Raw genomic sequence first — 16,961 nt, forward strand, 5'->3', positions numbered from 1 at the left:
ATAGTACCTCTGACTTATGACATGGCAACGGAAGGTCTTCCATGGTACAATAAATCGTTCTCCTGAATGTATTCAGGCAAAAAAAGAAATATGGGGTAATAATGAACATGATTATCAAATGTAAAATTTCAGGTTCGGTAAAGAGGAGGGGTCACCACCATGTCATTTGGTGCTCGTGTACTTAAGACGGGAATTGCGGTCACGCTTGCCTTGTACCTTAGTAGCCTGTTTTTGAACCCGCAATCTCCCGTGCCTGCCGCAATCGCAGCTATATTCGCGATGCAGCCTTCCATCTATCGCTCCTGGAAATACTTTCTGGATCAGCTGCAAACGACCACACTTGGAGCTATTGTGGCCCTGGTTGGCGGCATGGTATTGTCCAATGAGCCAATCGCTGTTGGATTAATTATTGTACTTGTCATCATGATTTGTCTTAAATTGAATATGGGTGAGACGGTTGGATTGACACTGGTCACGGTTGTATCCATTATGGAAGCTTCGGGTGATTGGCATTTTGCACTCAATCGTTTTCTGTTGACACTGGTTGGTATTGTATCGGCGTTTCTCATCAACATTACGGTATTTCCTCCGAAACCGAAGATTCAGTTCGTGAAGCAGATCCAGAGTGTGTTCAGCGGCATGTCGTTGCTTCTGCGAACCTCAATCTCGGATGAAATCAAGGAAGTTGTATTCCGGGAGGAGAAAAGCAACCTGGGCGGTTCCATTAAGTCTTTGTCTGACAAGTATAACTTGTTCGAAGAGGAACAGAAAAAGATGAAACGTTCGAAATTCAGCGAAACTCGGCAGATGGTAGTCTACAAGCAAATGCTGCTGAGTCTGCAAAAAGGCTATGAGGTGCTGGATTCGGTTGAACGTCACTATTTCCAGGCACCACGGTCAACAGCGATGGATCAGTTTTTTGATTCTCATCTGGAACTTGTAATTAAATTCCATGAGCATGCATTGCTCAAGTTCGAGGATAAGCTGAAACCGAATGGAGAAGAGGCCGCACAGTTTGTATTGGACAATGACCGTTTCATGGAGCAGGCGATCACCCAGTTTGATATCGACAAGGAAGGCATGTTACGACTGTCGATCGTGGCTGCTGCGATTTATGATTACGGATATCAGTTGGAACGTCTGAATCGACTTGCCGAGCATGTGCATAGCTCCAGTGAAGACAAAGAATCACAGGACAAAATTTTGAATTGGCTTAAGTGGCCTTAGATGCGAATTGCGTACCTGCTTCATGATCATATACAATGGAATTACAACATTGCCCGGACAATCGTGTCCGGGTTGTTTTGTCGTACATACAGCTGAATGGCATGAATGAATTTTAACGAACTGAGGGATAGACATGATTATAGAGGAATTGGACGCTGAACTAATGAAATGGTTGAGTGGGACAAATCTGGAGCATAAACAACATGAAGCGATGCAACTGCTGACCGTATCCGAGGATCAGTGGCCGCATCAGGCGATGATTAGTATGGGGGAAGTGATTGCGATAAGTCCCCGTCAGCTTAGACTTGCTCTGTGGCAAGGTACACAGACCAGTATGAACATGAGCAAAACAGGCAAGGCTACCTTGATTGCGGTTCAAGGGCAACGTTTGCTGCATATTCGTATGGAAGTAGAGTTGCTGCCTGAGATTAAGGGGGCTGTTCATCCGAGAGATCGTTTTGAAGCACAGGTGCTCCAAGTACGTATGGATCATGCGCCATATGCGGAGATTACTTCAGGAATAACCTTTCAACTAAAAGATGAACTTGGAGCAATTACACGTTGGCAAGAGACGATTGAAGAATTACAAAAGTAGGCATAAACAGTTTGATCAGTTGAGGACCCAGTGATTGGGTAATAATGAAGATGAAAACAACAAAAAACGCCTCCGCTTGCATCGGGACGTTGTCACTGGTACAATAAAAAATGGTTTTCAGAAAATTAGAACTAATTAACATATAATTAAAATGTTTACTTTCTAATAATTATACCATTGCCTTTTCGGGCTTGTCAAATGGGATTTTGAGGACACAATCCGGGGAAAGAGGGGCTATTAACATATGAGTACAGAGCAGCAATGGAGCGAAGAGCAGCAACGGGTCAACATGGTGACCGATCAGATTGAACGCAAGATCACAACGTTAGAAGATGAAGTCGGTTCCTTCCGTGATGAAGTGGTTGGCATGAGAAAAGACTTCTGGGACGAAGTGACAATGAACTTTAGCGAAGCGGACGATGTGGGGGAAACTTCAACCAGCATGCGGCAGCAGTCTCAGGTATTGTCCGATCGGGAGCGCAGTCATCTCAATACAGCGGCGGCGTTGGATAAAATGAAACGACTGCATCATTCACCGTATTTTGGCCGGATCGATTTCAAGGAAGATGGATACCCGAATGCGGAACGCATCTATCTAGGGATTGCATCGTTATTAGACGAGAAAGAGGAATCCTTTCTCGTCTACGACTGGCGTGCACCGATCTCCAACCTCTATTATGACGGAGCACCGGGCCCGATCACATATCGTACACCAAGCGGGGAGATCAGCGGTGATATAGAGATGAAGCGGCAGTTTGTCATTCGGGACGGACGGATTCGTTTTATGTTTGATACAGGCGTAACCATTGGCGATGAATTGTTGCAGGCCGTGCTCAGTCGAACTTCGGATGCACAGATGAAGAGTATTGTTGCGACCATTCAGAAGGAGCAGAACCGGATTATCCGTAATGACCGGACACGCATGCTTATTGTGCAAGGCGCAGCCGGGAGTGGCAAAACATCCGCCGCGCTCCAGCGTGTGGCCTATCTTCTCTATAAATATCGCGAGCATCTGCAAGCGGATCAGATGGTTCTTTTTTCACCAAACCCGATGTTCAACAGTTATGTCTCCACGGTACTGCCTGAGCTTGGGGAGGAAAATATGTTGCAAACGACCTTCCAGGAGTATCTGGAGCGCCGTTTGGGTCGTGAATATCAATTGGAAGATCCGTTTATTCAGCTCGAATATGTACTTACGGGAACAGAAGATCCCGATTATGATGTTCGCATGTCCAGCATTCGGTTCAAATCCTCGGAATCTTTCCTGAAAGTCATTACGCGTTATAAGGAGAGCATGCTGTCAGGTGGCATGAAATTCAAGCCGGTTCGCTTCCAGGGCCGAGCAATTGTTACGTCAGAGGCTATGGCTGAGAAATTCTACAGTTTCGAGTCATCCGTTAAGCTGGTGAGCCGACTGGAGATGTTGCGGGACTGGATGCTGAAAGAACTGTCTGCCTTTGGTAAAGGTGAACTGGATGCGCCTTGGGTCGATCAGCAGCTTGATCTGATGGAGCCGGAGGATCTGCAACGTGCATACCAACGGTTAAAGCGTAAGCAAAAAGGAAAGACCCATACGTTTAATGACTTCGAGCAAGAAAGAGAAATTCTGGCACGTATGGTAGTCAGTGACCGACTCAAACCGTTACGGAAATGGATCAAGTCCTTGCGGTTCGTCGATATAAGACAATTATATGCACATCTGTTCAACGATGAGGGTCAGATGGTGCGATTGCTGGGTGACGAAGCGTTGCCTGCCCAATGGGATGAAATCTGTAGGATGACTTTACGCAGATTGAAGCTCCAGGAGTTGGCATATGAAGATATTACGCCATACTTGTACCTGCGTGAGCTCATGCTTGGTTTCCATATTAACTCCAATATTCGTCATGTCATTATTGATGAAGCCCAGGATTATTCTGCGTTTCAATTGGCATTTATGAAGAGATTGTTCCCTCGGGCGAAAATAACAGCACTCGGTGACTTCAATCAGGCGATCTATGCCCACTCTTCAGTCCTTAGTGGAACAGGACCTTTGACTAATCTGTACGGTCCAGACAATACAGAGGTAATTGAGCTGACCAGGAGCTATCGTTCTACCCGGGAGATCGTGGAGTTTACCCGTGGCATGGTGCCTGGCGGGGAAGAGATCATTCCATTTAACCGTAGCGGCGAGAAGCCTAAAGTTATCGTTTCTTCTGATTCCGATCGTCATATGAACGTCATCACGACAGACCTCAAGCACTTAATTGAGGAAGGGTATGAATCAGTTGCCGTAATTTGCAAGACCGCCGAAGAGAGCAGAGAGGTACATGCTGCATTAAGCAAGATACTGCCCTCAGCACCGAAGTTAATTAAGAAAACGACGCTGGCTTTTGAACAGGGTGTTCATGTCATTCCTGCGTATCTGGCCAAAGGTGTGGAATTTGATGCTGTCCTGATCTATGACGGCTCTGCGGAGCAGTATGCCCATGAGCATGAACGCAAATTGTTCTACACGGCTTGTACGCGAGCGATGCATCTGCTGCACGTTTACTGCATGGGCACACCGAGTCCTTTCATTACCTCGCAGTCGGAAGAATGGTATGATTTTGGCAAGGTGTCTGCTGCGCAAGTGGACTGACATATCACATTCATGTGCATGAAGAAGGCTTCCGTTCAGTGGAACGGGAGTCTTTCTGTATATGATACATATATCGGGAAAAAGCTAACTTCACGAGGGACGTATACATGATGAGATTCCAGCCATATAGGTGATCGTATGGAATGAAAATACCTAACGTGAATTCGTAAGGATTGGGTTCTGTGGATAAATATGACTCCATAATTTGTATTGAGGCACAATGGATGTTATTTTTCTTTACACATGAGGTCTGGACTCATATAATCGTAACAATATATTTTTTTTGGATCGTTTATTAAAGGAGGCAACAATATGAACAAATCATCTTTTGAACGGCCGCTTATGGCCGATTGTGTACCGGATCTGGTCGCTACAGCCCGGGGAGATATGCCAGCGACTTTGGTCATTCGGGGAGGCACGCTCGTAAACGTGATATCAGGTGAGATTTTGCCTGAGATGTCCATAGCTGTACAAGGAGCTCGAATTGCTTATGTTGGTAAAGATGTAAGCCACACGATCGGAGAACATACCCGGATTATTGAAGCGAACGGCAAATATATCGCTCCTGGATTGCTGGATGGACACTGCCATATTGAAAGTACTCAGATGAAAGTAACCGAGTTTGCGAGAGCGGTATTGCCTTCAGGCACAACGGGAGGTTTCTTTGACCCGCATGAGATCTCCAACGTGCTTGGTCTCAAAGGTCTGAGGCTGATGCTGGATGAAGCGCGGACCACACCGATGGCTGCTTATATGCAGGTGGCTTCCTGTGTGCCTTCCACCCATCCGGGACTGGAGACAACAGGTGCTTATATCGGGCCAGAAGAGGTGGCTGAGGCTCTTTCCTGGGGGCCGGACATGATTGGTCTTGGGGAAGTGATGAACTTCCCTGGTGTCGTTTACGGGGACGAGACGATGATTGGTGAGATCCAGGCGACCCTCCGGGCTGGCAAAGTGGCAGATGGTCACTTCACCTGGGCAGCAGATGACTGGCGTTTGCCGGCGTACGCAGCGAGTGGAGTTACGGGGGATCATGAATGTGTAACCAAGGAAGATGTGGTCGAACGTCTGCGACTCGGGATGTATGCGAAGATGCGTCAAGGTTCGGCATGGCATGATGTGGCGGAGACGATCAAAGCCTGTACGGAGCTTGGACTGGATACACGCCGGATGATGCTGGTAACCGATGACCGAAGCTCTGAATCCCTGCTCAAAGAAGGGCATATGGACTTTGTTGTTCGTCTCGCAATCTCCCAAGGTGTGAAGCCGGTTACGGCTTTCCAGATGGCAACCATTAACACAGCTGAGCGCTTCGGCGTTGCGCGCGACATTGGTGCGGTTATTCCGGGCAATATAGCCGATATTATTCTGCTGGACGGCCGGCTGGCGGATGTACGTGTGGGCATGACGATTGCTGCCGGGCAAGTGGTGGCCGAGAACGGGAAAATGACGGCGGTCTGGGACAGCTTCACGTATCCGGAGGAAGCGCTGAACACGGTGAAGTTGGAAGCGAATATTCAGCCAGAAGATCTGGAACTGGCTGCACCGATTCCAGATGGCACGATTGGTGCCAAAATCATTCATGTGACAGAGAACCATGTGGATACAAAGGAGAAACACCTGCCAGTCACCGTAGAGAACGGCAAGGTTGTGGTTTCAACTTCCGGGGAAGTATGCAAAATCGCGGTATTGGAGCGTCACAAACAAACCGGGAATCGGGCGGTTGCTCTTGTTGGAGGCATTGGCTTCACATCACCTGCAGCAATTGCGATGACGGTGGCTCATGATAGTCACAACCTGTTGATTATCGGTAATGATGATGCCCTGATGGCCGAAGCCGGTAACCGGGTCATTCGCATGCAAGGTGGGGTAGCCGTGGTAACGGCAGCAGGGGTGACCGAATTCCCGCTGCAGATTGCAGGTTTGATGTCAACCGAGTCTTTCGAAGTCGTTGCAGCCCAATCGGCAGCAATCAGTGAAGCTTTACAGTCCGCAGGATGTACGTTGAATAATGCGTTCATGACGCTTTCGTTGCTTGCGCTGGTAGTGATTCCGGAATTACGGTTGTCGGACAAGGGGCTTGTGCGGATCTCGGCAGAAGGAATCGAACTGGTTTCCCTTTTCGATGAAGTGGTTGACAGTACACCGGCAGTTCCATCGGGTAATGAATGAATAGATTTATCGATTAGAGCTCGATAAATGGATATACATGAAAAGCCGCCTTAGGGCGGTTTTTTTGTGCGTATTGGGAGAAAACGCTTTCTAGGTCTTCTGGATCTTGGTGTGCATATGGCAATAATGACTGAAGTCGCGCTGAAATAGGAGTCAATTTAGAAAATAGTGAATAATTGTGACTTTTGAACTATACATACAGAACTACGAATTCCCGAAATATAATTATATGATTCTTTCGTCGTAAGTCTTAAAGATGATATTGCATATAGAAGCAATCTAAATTCGTCGTAACTAATAAGGTTCCATTAAATGAATATGAAACGACACAATTTCATCCAGATTTGCACGTTAGGGCTGATAACTTCAGAGGGAGTGTACAAATATGAAAAGCAAAAAGGGGTATCGTTTTATCTTGTTACTGTGTTGTTTGATTCTGTGCGCAAGTACAGCCTGTTCTTCCAAAGCCATTGCGGATGGTTCAGTCGACAGGTATGCAACGATTCATGGGAAACTTGATGCACCCGTGAGAGCGACATGGGTGTGGGATACTACCCAGATCCGAAGTAATCCTCAAGAGGTGTTAACTTACGCTACAGCCAATAAGATCAATACGATCTATCTACAGATGAACCGGGATATAAAAATTCCTGAGTATAAAAGCTTTATCCGCCAGGCGAGAGACAAGAATATTGCGGTTGACGTGATGGATGGAAGATCGGCCTGGGGATTGACGGAGAGTCGGGAGCAGATTGCATCTTTCCTGGACTGGATTGAGGCTTATCAAGCGCAGGCATTACCCAATGAGAAATTTGCGGGTATTCATCTGGATATCGAGCCACATGTGCACCCGCAATGGAAAATCAATCAGGCCAGTGTGATTACCCAGTGGCAAGGAAATGTGGAGTACATTGTTGAGCGAGCATCACGGATGAAGATGCCGGTAGCGGCTGATCTGCCTTTCTGGCTCGATAACTACAAAATTCCGGGTTCAACGATGGCCGTAAGCAGCTGGATGATTCGCAAGTTTGATTCCATCACGATTATGGCTTACCGTGATACAGCTGCTGCAATCTATAGTGTAGCGAAGGATGAACTTGCAGAAGCGGCTCTGCTTGGCAAAACGATCTCCATAGCTGTGGAAACAAAGCAAAGTAAGGAAGGCGACTTCATTACTTTTTATGAGGAAGGATCTGCTTATATGGAAGCACAATTGAAGTTGGTCGAAAAAATGGCTTCAGTACATGCGTCCTTTAACGGTTTCTCCGTACATGAATACACTTCATGGAAGACATTGAAAAAGTGAGACACCAATGAATAAAGAAGGTGCTTGCAGCCAGAGAGCTGTGAGCACCTTCTTCTATTATACCTGAACCAAGGCAGATTCCATGGCCACATTCTCATAGAACATTTTGCGATACTGTGAAGGCGTGGTGGCTTTATGCCTTTTAAATGTGGTGATAAAGTAGCTTAGATGATCAAAACCGACATCCATGGCGATATCAACAATCTTGTGATCCGTATTCTCAAGCTGGACGCAGGCTTGTTGAACGCGGTAATAGTTAATGTAATCAACCGGAGTTTTCTGCACCATCTGTTTGAAAAAACGGCAGAAGTGTCCTTCGCTCATATTGGCTTCATCGGCCAGTTCTTTCAGCTTCAATGGTTCAGGATAACGCTTGTGGATATACCCGAGCACGGATTTCAGGCGCTCTACCTTGTCATGGCTCCCTGTAGCTACGGTGCCTTTGAGCGGAACAGGTTTCATATGTTCGAACATTCGGGCAAATATGAGATACAGGTATGCTTTCGTTGACATTTCACACGTTTCTGTTCGGGAAGCATGGTCGGCAAATATGCGCTTCAGGTGATCCAGAATTTCTTGTCCCCAATCCTCATCTGCTTTGATATGAAAAGGGGGAACTACGGTTTTGCGCACCAGTGGACCGATGAATTTCTCCTGTACCGTATCGAAGGTACGACTGCCAAGCAGCTCGGGATTAAATACAATGGAAGAGAATACACAGGGAACATCACCCTTCAGATAACCTGCATGAATCTCACCTCGATTGATAAAAATGGCTTCTCCAGCTTGAACCTCAATGGTGTTCATATCAATCTGAAAGACCGCACAGCCCTGAGTAACCATGGTGAACTCCATTTCATCATGCCAGTGGCAATCCAGAATGCTATCGCCGTTCAGTTGTTGTATATCCGGGTATACACTGACTGGATACATGGCATTCCCGTGTATTCGGTCTTCCCGTAATCGTTCACGTTCCATATCAGATTCTCCTTTTTGTATCATTATTAATGTAATCGCTTCCATAGATTGGTGCTGATGTTCAAGAATCGGATGGTTATTATCAAAATCGTGATATATTTGGTCAAAATAAGAGAAGAAATTCATCATTAATATCAATATTATTATAGTATAACCAAAGGGGGAAAGAAAACATGAAATTTACTGATGGATTCTGGATGACTCGTGAAGGGTATCAGATTCAAAACCCGACTGACATTCGTGATATTGTACAAAAAGAAAATTCCTTGACCGTATATGCGGCAACTAAATATATTCGTAGCAAAGGCGACACGTTGAATGGTACATTGCTGAAAGCAACGTACAGCTCACCTATGCCTAACGTTATTCGAGTAACGTTGAATCACCATAAAGGCGGAGTGAAAAAAGGCCCTGTATTTGAGCTGAATACGCAAGATGCAAACGTTGACATCTCCAAAAATGAACAAGGGGCTGTTCTGAAAAGCGGCAATCTGGAAGTTCAAATCGATAAAACAAACGGTTGGGACGTCAGCTTCCTGTATGGAGGAAAACGCATTACTGGTAGCGGTCAACGAGCGGCTGGTTATATTACAGGTCCGAGCAAGGAAGCGTACTTCCGCGAGCAGCTTGATCTTGGCATTGGTGAATACGTTTACGGACTCGGTGAGCGCTTCACACCGTTTGTTAAAAACGGTCAAATCGTAGATACCTGGAATGAAGATGGCGGTACAAGCAGTGAACAGTCCTATAAAAACATTCCTTTCTATCTGTCCAATAAAGGATATGGTGTATTTGTAAACCATCCGGAGCGCGTATCGTATGAGATTGCATCTGAGAACGTATCTAAAGTACAGTTCAGTGTAGAAGGGGAGACGTTGGAGTACTTCATTATCGGCGGCGACAATCCGAAGGATGTACTGGATAATTATACGAAATTGACAGGTAAACCAGCACTTCCACCCGCATGGACATTTGGTCTGTGGCTGACCACATCATTTACAACAGATTATGATGAAGCAACCGTTAACCATTTCGTAGATGGCATGGCTGAACGTGATCTTCCGCTGTCTGTATTCCACTTTGACTGCTTCTGGATGAAGGAATACCAATGGTCTGATTTTGTATGGGATGAAGCGATGTTCCCGGATCCGGAAGGCATGCTTGCACGTCTGAAAGAGAAGGGTCTCAAAATCTGTGCCTGGATCAATCCATATATTGCAGAGAAATCCTACTTGTTCGATGAAGGTATGGAGAACGGTTATCTGGTTAAAACAGCCGATGGCAGCGTATGGCAATGGGATATGTGGCAAGCAGGTATGGCTCTAGTTGATTTCACGAATCCGGATGCTGTGAATTGGTATAAGAGCAAGCTGGAAGTCCTGCTGGATCAAGGTGTAGATTCCTTCAAGACAGATTTCGGTGAAAGAATTCCGACAGATGTCGTGTACTTTGATGGTTCTGATCCGGTTAAAATGCACAACTATTACACACAGCTCTATAACAAAGCTGTATTTGAATTGCTCGAAGAGAAGATTGGCAAAAACGAAGCTGCCCTGTTTGCACGCTCTGCAACAGCCGGTGGTCAACAGTTCCCGGTTCACTGGGGCGGAGACTGTTCTTCCACATATGAATCGATGGCTGAATCGCTTCGCGGTGGCCTCTCACTTGGGCTTTCCGGTTTCGGATTCTGGAGCCATGATATCAGCGGATTCGAAAGCACAGCGAGCCCTGACGTATACAAACGTTGGGTACAATTCGGACTTTTATCTTCACACAGCCGCCTGCATGGCAGCACTTCGTATCGTGTGCCTTGGTTGTTTGACGAGGAATCCGTGGACGTTGTTCGTGACTTTACCAAACTCAAAATCAGCCTGATGCCGTACCTGTACAATTCTGCGGTGGAGTCAACGGTAAAAGGTATTCCGATGATGCGTGCAATGCTGCTCGATTTCCCGGAGGACCCAACAACATATAACCTGGATACGCAATACATGTTCGGTGATTCAATTCTCGTGGCGCCAATCTTCAACAAGGAAGGCGATGTGCGTTATTACCTGCCTGAAGGAACTTGGACGAACTACCTGACAGGAGCGAAAGTACAAGGTGGACGTTGGATCAGTGAAAATCATGACTTCAAAACGCTTCCAATGATGGTTAAACCAAACAGCCTGATTGCTGTCGGTGCTGTAGATCATAAACCGGATTATGACTTTGCGAATGATGTGTCCCTGCACTTGTTCGAACTGGCTGATGGTCAAACGGCTCAAGCGGTTGTTGTGAACCAGGCAGCTGAACAGGAACTGACAGTTAACGTTACACGTAATGGATCAGTACTGGACGTTCGTGCTGAAGGCGCGGGCAAACCATGGAACTTGGTGCTTCGCGGCATGGAGAGTGTATCCAGCGTTGAAGGTGGTTCCCAAGTGTCAGGTTCAACTGGTGTTGTTATTACGGCAGCAGCAGGCGCAACCTCGCTTACAATTCAACTGTAAAGTGATATAGTAGATAGATGAAAGGACGGTGCCTCAAGGTGCCGTCTGTTTGTCTACAATGATAGGAGATTGAATGAAATGAGTATGATGAATTCAGGTTTACACTGTACGATATCGGCTGAGATGCTGCATCAATTGGTAGAGAATACTTTTGGAAGCGATACCAAAGTGAAGGGTTTTGCACTCCTGCAAGGAGGGCTTTTCAATACAACCTATCGGATTCAACTTGATCATGCAACCCATACGGATGTGATTTTACGTTTGGCTCCAGAGCGGGGAGAGATGGCAGCCGGTTCTGCGAGTGATCCCCTCTTTTCGTTCGAACGTACGATGATGGCAGCTGAACCGATTGTGTATGAATACTACCGTAAGACAGGCATTCCTGCTCCAAACATTATCGCCTGTGATGATAGCGGGTCCATCATTCCAAGAACGTACATGTTTATGACGTTTATTCCCAGTAAGCAATTAGATCACGCATCGATTTCAGGCATGGACAAAGAGCGATTGTATCATCAGCTTGGTGCGTATACCGCCATCATGCATCAGATCGAGGGTGCATCGTTTGGCTGGCCACAAGGAGATGGGACGATTAAAGGCTCGAATCAATGGTCCGAGGTGCTGCACTCTTTTGCTGAAGAAACGGCACTCAAAGCGGCACAAGTCGATTATATGCCAGGTGTGGGGGAAGAGATCGCAGCTATATTCATGAAAAATAAAGACTTATTTGATCAGGTAACCCGTCCGGTACTGGTTCATAATGACCTGTGGGAAGCGAATGTGCTTGTTCATGAGGAAAAGGGTGAGCTACACATTGCGGCCATCATTGATGGAGATCGTTCCATGTTTGCCGACAGGGAGTATGAAGCCATATTGTCGACAGAATCGGTGGCTTTTCATGAGGGATATGATCATCCACTGGACCCGTCCCCAGAAGGACAGGCACGGAGACTTGCGTACCGAATACTGTCTTCATATTTTAATGCTTACGTTCATGAACATCAGGTCAATCAACCTGAAGATGGTCAGAAGTATCGCCAGCGTACGCTGGATTTACTTGAGCAATGGAAGCAACTTGCACATCACTAATTCGCAGGGGGAATGAAGGATGAAGGAGTATCATCAATACCCGATGTGGGATGCATCACGTTCACTTGAGGAACGGTTGGATGACCTGATTGCACGATTAACAACGGAAGAGAAGATCAGACTAATACCTACTCGCGAAGCGGCTGTACCAAGACTGGGCATTCCAGCCTACAACGTTGGGGGCGAAGCTGCCCACGGGGTTGCATGGAAAGGAGAGGCAACGGTATTTCCGCAACCGCTCGGTCTATCAAGTACCTGGAATACGAGACTCATGCGAGAGATTGGTTCAGTCATTGGCGATGAGGCGAGGGCATACCATCACCGTAATCCAGAAGTTCACGGGTTAACCTTGTGGGCACCGACGGTTGACCTTGAACGTGACCCTCGCTGGGGCAGAACGGAAGAGGGATATGGCGAAGATCCGGTTCTTACGGGTGAAATGTCGGCAGCTCTCGTCAAAGGTATGCAGGGAAATGATCCTTTTTATCTGAAAATGGTCGCAACATTGAAACACTTTTTTGCCAATAATAATGAGAAAGATCGGCTGAATTGTTCATCGAGCATCGATCCGCGGAATCTGCGGGAATATTATTTAAAAGCCTTTGAGACACCATTTGTGGAAGGCGGTGCCTTGTCCATGATGACAGCTTACAATTCCATCAATGGTACACCTGCCATTGAGAGTCCATATGTGAATGATGTGGTTAAGGGTGAGTGGGCGATGCCAGGTTTTATTGTATGTGATGGAGGGGATCTGTCTCAGACAGTGAACTATCATGGTTATCACACCAGTCATGCCGAATCCGCAGCAGGTGCGTTGAAGGCAGGAGTGGATTGTCTTACGGATGAGGTTGATCTAGTCGTATCTGCTCTGGAAGATGCTCTTGAGCAGGAGCTGTTGGAGATAGCTGATTTGGACCGAGCGATTCGTAACATCTTCGGTGTACGGATGCGTCTCGGACAACTGGATCAATCCGGACGCAACCCCTATGCGTCTATACCTGAGTCGGTACTATGTGCACCGGAGCACGCCAAACTCAGTTATCGTGCTGCTGCCGAATCCATTGTTTTACTGCAAAATGATGGATTACTTCCCTTGAAGCCGGAAGCATTACAGAAGATCAGTGTCATTGGACCACTTGCCGATGTGGTCTATACCGATTGGTACAGTGGCACGCTGCCTTATCGTGTATCCGTCCTCGATGGACTACGTAATCGGTTACCCCAAACTGACGTAACGTATACAGATGGAAATGACCGTATTCAGTTGAAGACAGCAGACGGACAGGTTATTTCCTTGGAAGCGGAAGGTATTCTCGTCGCCGTACCGGAGGACAGTGCACCTACAGCCGCCGAGTTTGTACATCAGGATTGGGGCTCGGGAAGTCATACGCTGAGAAGTGTGAACAATCATCGATACGTTAGTTTGACCGAGCAAGGCGTCTATCAGGCAAACGCACCAGAGATTGGCGGCTGGTTTGTGAAGGAAGTTGTTCGAATTGATCCCCAAACGAATGGCAGTAACATCTTGCGGACGTGGAATGGTATTCCCGTTGGAATGAGCGAACATCAGGGACATTCTGCTTTATCGCCAGTGTCACCACAGGCAGAACCAGCGGTTTTTGAGATCGACATTGTGGCACGCGGAATAGAACAAGCCGTGGAAGCGGCACATGACAGTCAGGCTTCGGTCGTTGTTGTTGGCAACAGCCCGTACATCAATGGCAAAGAAGAAATCGACCGCCCGAGTCTGCTGCTTCCGCCGAATCAGGTCGAACTTGTCAAAGCCGTGTGTGAGGCTAATCCCAATACGGTGGTTGTCATTATGGGCAGTTATCCATTTGCCTTGCAGGAGTTGAAAGGTATTGCCCGGGCAATTGTATATATGACACATGCAGGTCAGGAATTGGGTAATGCGCTTGCGGATGTGCTGTTAGGTCATTATGCCCCGGCAGGCAGACTGAACATGACATGGTATGCAGATGAATCCCAGCTTCCTGACATCATGGATTATGACATTATTCAGAGTGGCATGACCTATATGTATCATCAAGGACCGATCCAATATGCATTTGGTCATGGCCTGACCTATTCGGAGTTTGAATACGAGGCGATTCGTGTAAGTCGTAGTGCCCCGGTGGAAGATACCAACACAGATCATTTGAAGATTGAAGTGGAGATACACAATACAGGTGAACGTGATAGTGATGAAGTCGTGCAAATCTATGGATCTTCATATACCTCGCGAGTGAAGCGTGCTCAGAAGCAACTGCTTGCTTTTCGTCGTATCCATGTGAAGGCAGGGACGCGTGTTACAATAGGTTTCGAGGTTCCTGTTCAGAAGCTGGCGCTATGGGATGTTACCCGAGATCGATACTGCCTGGAGACAGCGACCTGGGCCATCCTGGCAGGGCGTTCTTCCGCCGATATACGCCAGTCGGCAGATATTCAGATTGAAGGTGAGACGATTCCTGATCGTCCGCTGCACATGCTTACCTTTGCCGAGAATTACGATGCTTGTAGAGGTGTTCTGTTGGATGAATGTCTGGAAGGACGTTCGGCAGTTCGGGCAATCACTCGGGAAGAACCTTTGTATCGCGATGGTCAGTCATCCTGGATCGCTTTCAACCATAACGCTGTTCAGGACATACAAGGATTTGAAGCCAGAGTGGCAGCTTATGGGGAAGAGGGCAGACTGGAGATTCGTTCTGGAGGACTGGAGGGCGAACTGCTCGGTGTGTGTGTGGTTTCTGGACCCGGAGGCAGTGTGAATGGGAAAGATATCAAGTGGACGACGGTCCAGTGTTCGCTTGAGGCGTCACATCAGGTGAATGAGCTGTATATTATTTTCAAAGGTGGAGCAGCGTTACGCCACTTTAGATTGGTGTAGTTCTAGACATTATGAGCCAAATAAGCTGTCATGCACTAATATGTGCAGGCAGCTTATTTGTGTGAACAAGCGGTAACATCCAGCATGTCCTGAATAATCAACCTCCGAAACAAGCACAATAATGCTGTTGTGTGTAGAATCTGTAAAGGTGGTTGTGGTATGAACGATAAAAAGTGGGACCTCGTCGCACTTGCTTCCATCCCTTTAATTATGACCTTGGGTAACTCCATGCTTATACCGATCCTGCCACAGATTGAACGTGAGTTGAAGGTATCTGCATTTAAGGTCAGTATGCTCATTACAGTCTACGCTGTAGTTGCCATCCTGCTTATTCCTCTTGCAGGGTATTTGTCTGATCGTTTTGGCAGAAAAGCAGTCATTATTCCGAGTCTCATCATTGCAGCCGTTGGGGGAGCTGTAGCTGGTGTGGCTGCATGGATGTTAAGCGGAAATATAGCCTACTGGACCATATTAGGTGGCAGGTTATTGCAGGGGGTCGGAGCAGCGGGGGCATTCCCGATTGTGATTCCTTTGGTTGGGGACATGTTCAATGATGAAGATCAGGTATCTAAAAGCCTGGGAATCATTGAAACTTCGAATACATTTGGTAAAGTGTTAAGTCCAATTCTGGGAGCAGCACTGGCTGTTTGGTTATGGTACCTACCTTTTATGGCTATTCCCGTACTCTGTGTTCTGTCGCTGATCCTGGTTATATTCTTGGTGAAAACACCAAAGAAAAAAGAAAAACCGCCCACCTTTACAGAATTTGTGGCTTCCATTAAGGATGTACTAAAAGAAAAAGGACGCTGGTTGTACGCCTTGTTTGCGATCGGTGGAATTTGTATGTTTATTCTTTTTGGTGTGCTTTATTATCTATCCGAGACATTGGAGAGCGAGTTCGCCATGAAGGGCATTGTTAAAGGTCTCGTACTTGCCATTCCACTAGCGGCACTGTGTCTTTTTTCCTTTTTCGCAGGGAAGTGGATTGGAAAGAGTAAACCTCGCATGAAGTGGCTTGGTTTCACAGGACTTATTCTTGTAACCGTTTCGCTGGGTGTTATTGGCGTTTTCGATAATATCTACGTAGTCGTGGGTCTATTCACATTGGGAAGTGCGGGAATAGGGGCAACCTTACCATGTCTGGATGCTCTAATTACAGAAGGTGTGGACAAGAAGCAGAGAGGTACGATTACGGCTTTGTTCAGTAGTATGCGATTCATCGGTGTATCACTCGGCCCACCTGTTGTTTCTTTGCTCATTGGCAAACAACATTTTTTGCTTTTTGGTGTGCTTGCTGCTTCTGCAGCTGTAGGAGGACTACTTACATTATTCGCAGTTAAGCCGGATAAAGGAGACCAACCTACTTCAGGAAGCGGACAGAAACAGGAACGGCACATCGATCGAATGGAGACAAGTAGTGGTTATGCACCGATAAGGCGCAAGAAAAGTCCACTTTAAATTGAAGGTCCTGTATGCTACGTTCATTTCCAGGCTGTCTTAAGTCGATTTAATATTCAGATCTGTTCCAATAAAAAAACGCGTTTACGTCTAAGAAAGCGGGTGATTTGCTTTCTCGGTGTAAACGCGTTTTT

Annotated in this window: 10 protein-coding genes; 9 read left to right on the forward strand and 1 reads right to left on the reverse strand. The window is 46.8% G+C overall.

Going from position 1 to position 16,961, the window contains the following annotated elements; genetic code table 11:
- Nucleotides 1-159: 159 nt before the first annotated feature.
- The 5 genes from NLBNIHML_RS27995 (at nucleotide 160) to NLBNIHML_RS28015 (ending at nucleotide 7,920) form a co-directional block, all read left to right on the forward strand.
- The gene (locus tag NLBNIHML_RS27995) at nucleotides 160-1,227 is read left to right on the forward strand and encodes an FUSC family protein (RefSeq protein WP_339241310.1); all 1,068 of its coding nucleotides are present in this window, start codon (nucleotides 160-162) and stop codon (nucleotides 1,225-1,227) included.
- 133 nt (nucleotides 1,228-1,360) lie between these two features.
- Nucleotides 1,361-1,822: a pyridoxamine 5'-phosphate oxidase family protein gene (locus tag NLBNIHML_RS28000; protein WP_472478784.1), complete on the forward strand. Its 462-nt coding sequence runs from the start codon at nucleotides 1,361-1,363 to the stop codon at nucleotides 1,820-1,822.
- Nucleotides 1,823-2,066: 244 nt separating this feature from the next.
- Complete coding sequence (gene helD / locus NLBNIHML_RS28005) at nucleotides 2,067-4,442, forward strand: RNA polymerase recycling motor HelD (RefSeq protein ID WP_342572535.1); 2,376 nt, start codon at nucleotides 2,067-2,069, stop codon at nucleotides 4,440-4,442.
- Nucleotides 4,443-4,754: 312 nt separating this feature from the next.
- Nucleotides 4,755-6,614 carry an adenine deaminase gene (locus NLBNIHML_RS28010; RefSeq protein WP_494353278.1) on the forward strand — a complete coding sequence of 620 codons (1,860 nt, stop codon included), beginning with the start codon at nucleotides 4,755-4,757 and terminating at the stop codon, nucleotides 6,612-6,614.
- Nucleotides 6,615-6,999: 385 nt separating this feature from the next.
- Nucleotides 7,000-7,920: a hypothetical protein gene (locus tag NLBNIHML_RS28015; protein WP_494353279.1), complete on the forward strand. Its 921-nt coding sequence runs from the start codon at nucleotides 7,000-7,002 to the stop codon at nucleotides 7,918-7,920.
- A gap of 57 nt (nucleotides 7,921-7,977) precedes the next feature.
- Here NLBNIHML_RS28015 and NLBNIHML_RS28020 read toward each other — a convergent pair whose 3' ends face one another.
- Entirely contained in the window at nucleotides 7,978-8,898 is a 921-nt protein-coding gene (locus NLBNIHML_RS28020) for an AraC family transcriptional regulator (RefSeq protein WP_494353280.1), read from the reverse strand.
- Between the two features lie 173 nt (nucleotides 8,899-9,071).
- Here NLBNIHML_RS28020 and yicI point away from each other — a divergent pair, with 173 nt between their 5' ends.
- The 4 genes from yicI to bcbE all read left to right on the forward strand — a co-directional run bounded on the left by yicI (nucleotide 9,072) and on the right by bcbE (nucleotide 16,827).
- Complete coding sequence (yicI, locus tag NLBNIHML_RS28025; protein WP_494353281.1) at nucleotides 9,072-11,390, forward strand: alpha-xylosidase; 2,319 nt, start codon at nucleotides 9,072-9,074, stop codon at nucleotides 11,388-11,390.
- A 78-nt stretch (nucleotides 11,391-11,468) separates the two neighbouring features.
- A complete protein-coding gene (locus NLBNIHML_RS28030) occupies nucleotides 11,469-12,479 on the forward strand; it encodes a phosphotransferase (RefSeq protein WP_494353282.1) in 1,011 nt (336 codons plus the stop codon).
- 19 nt (nucleotides 12,480-12,498) lie between these two features.
- A complete protein-coding gene (locus NLBNIHML_RS28035; RefSeq protein ID WP_494353283.1) occupies nucleotides 12,499-15,369 on the forward strand; it encodes a glycoside hydrolase family 3 C-terminal domain-containing protein in 2,871 nt (956 codons plus the stop codon).
- 159 nt (nucleotides 15,370-15,528) lie between these two features.
- Complete coding sequence (gene bcbE, locus NLBNIHML_RS28040; RefSeq protein ID WP_472478772.1) at nucleotides 15,529-16,827, forward strand: bacillibactin exporter BcbE; 1,299 nt, start codon at nucleotides 15,529-15,531, stop codon at nucleotides 16,825-16,827.
- Nucleotides 16,828-16,961: the final 134 nt, after the last annotated feature.

The organism is Paenibacillus sp. JNU01 (assembly GCF_059130585.1).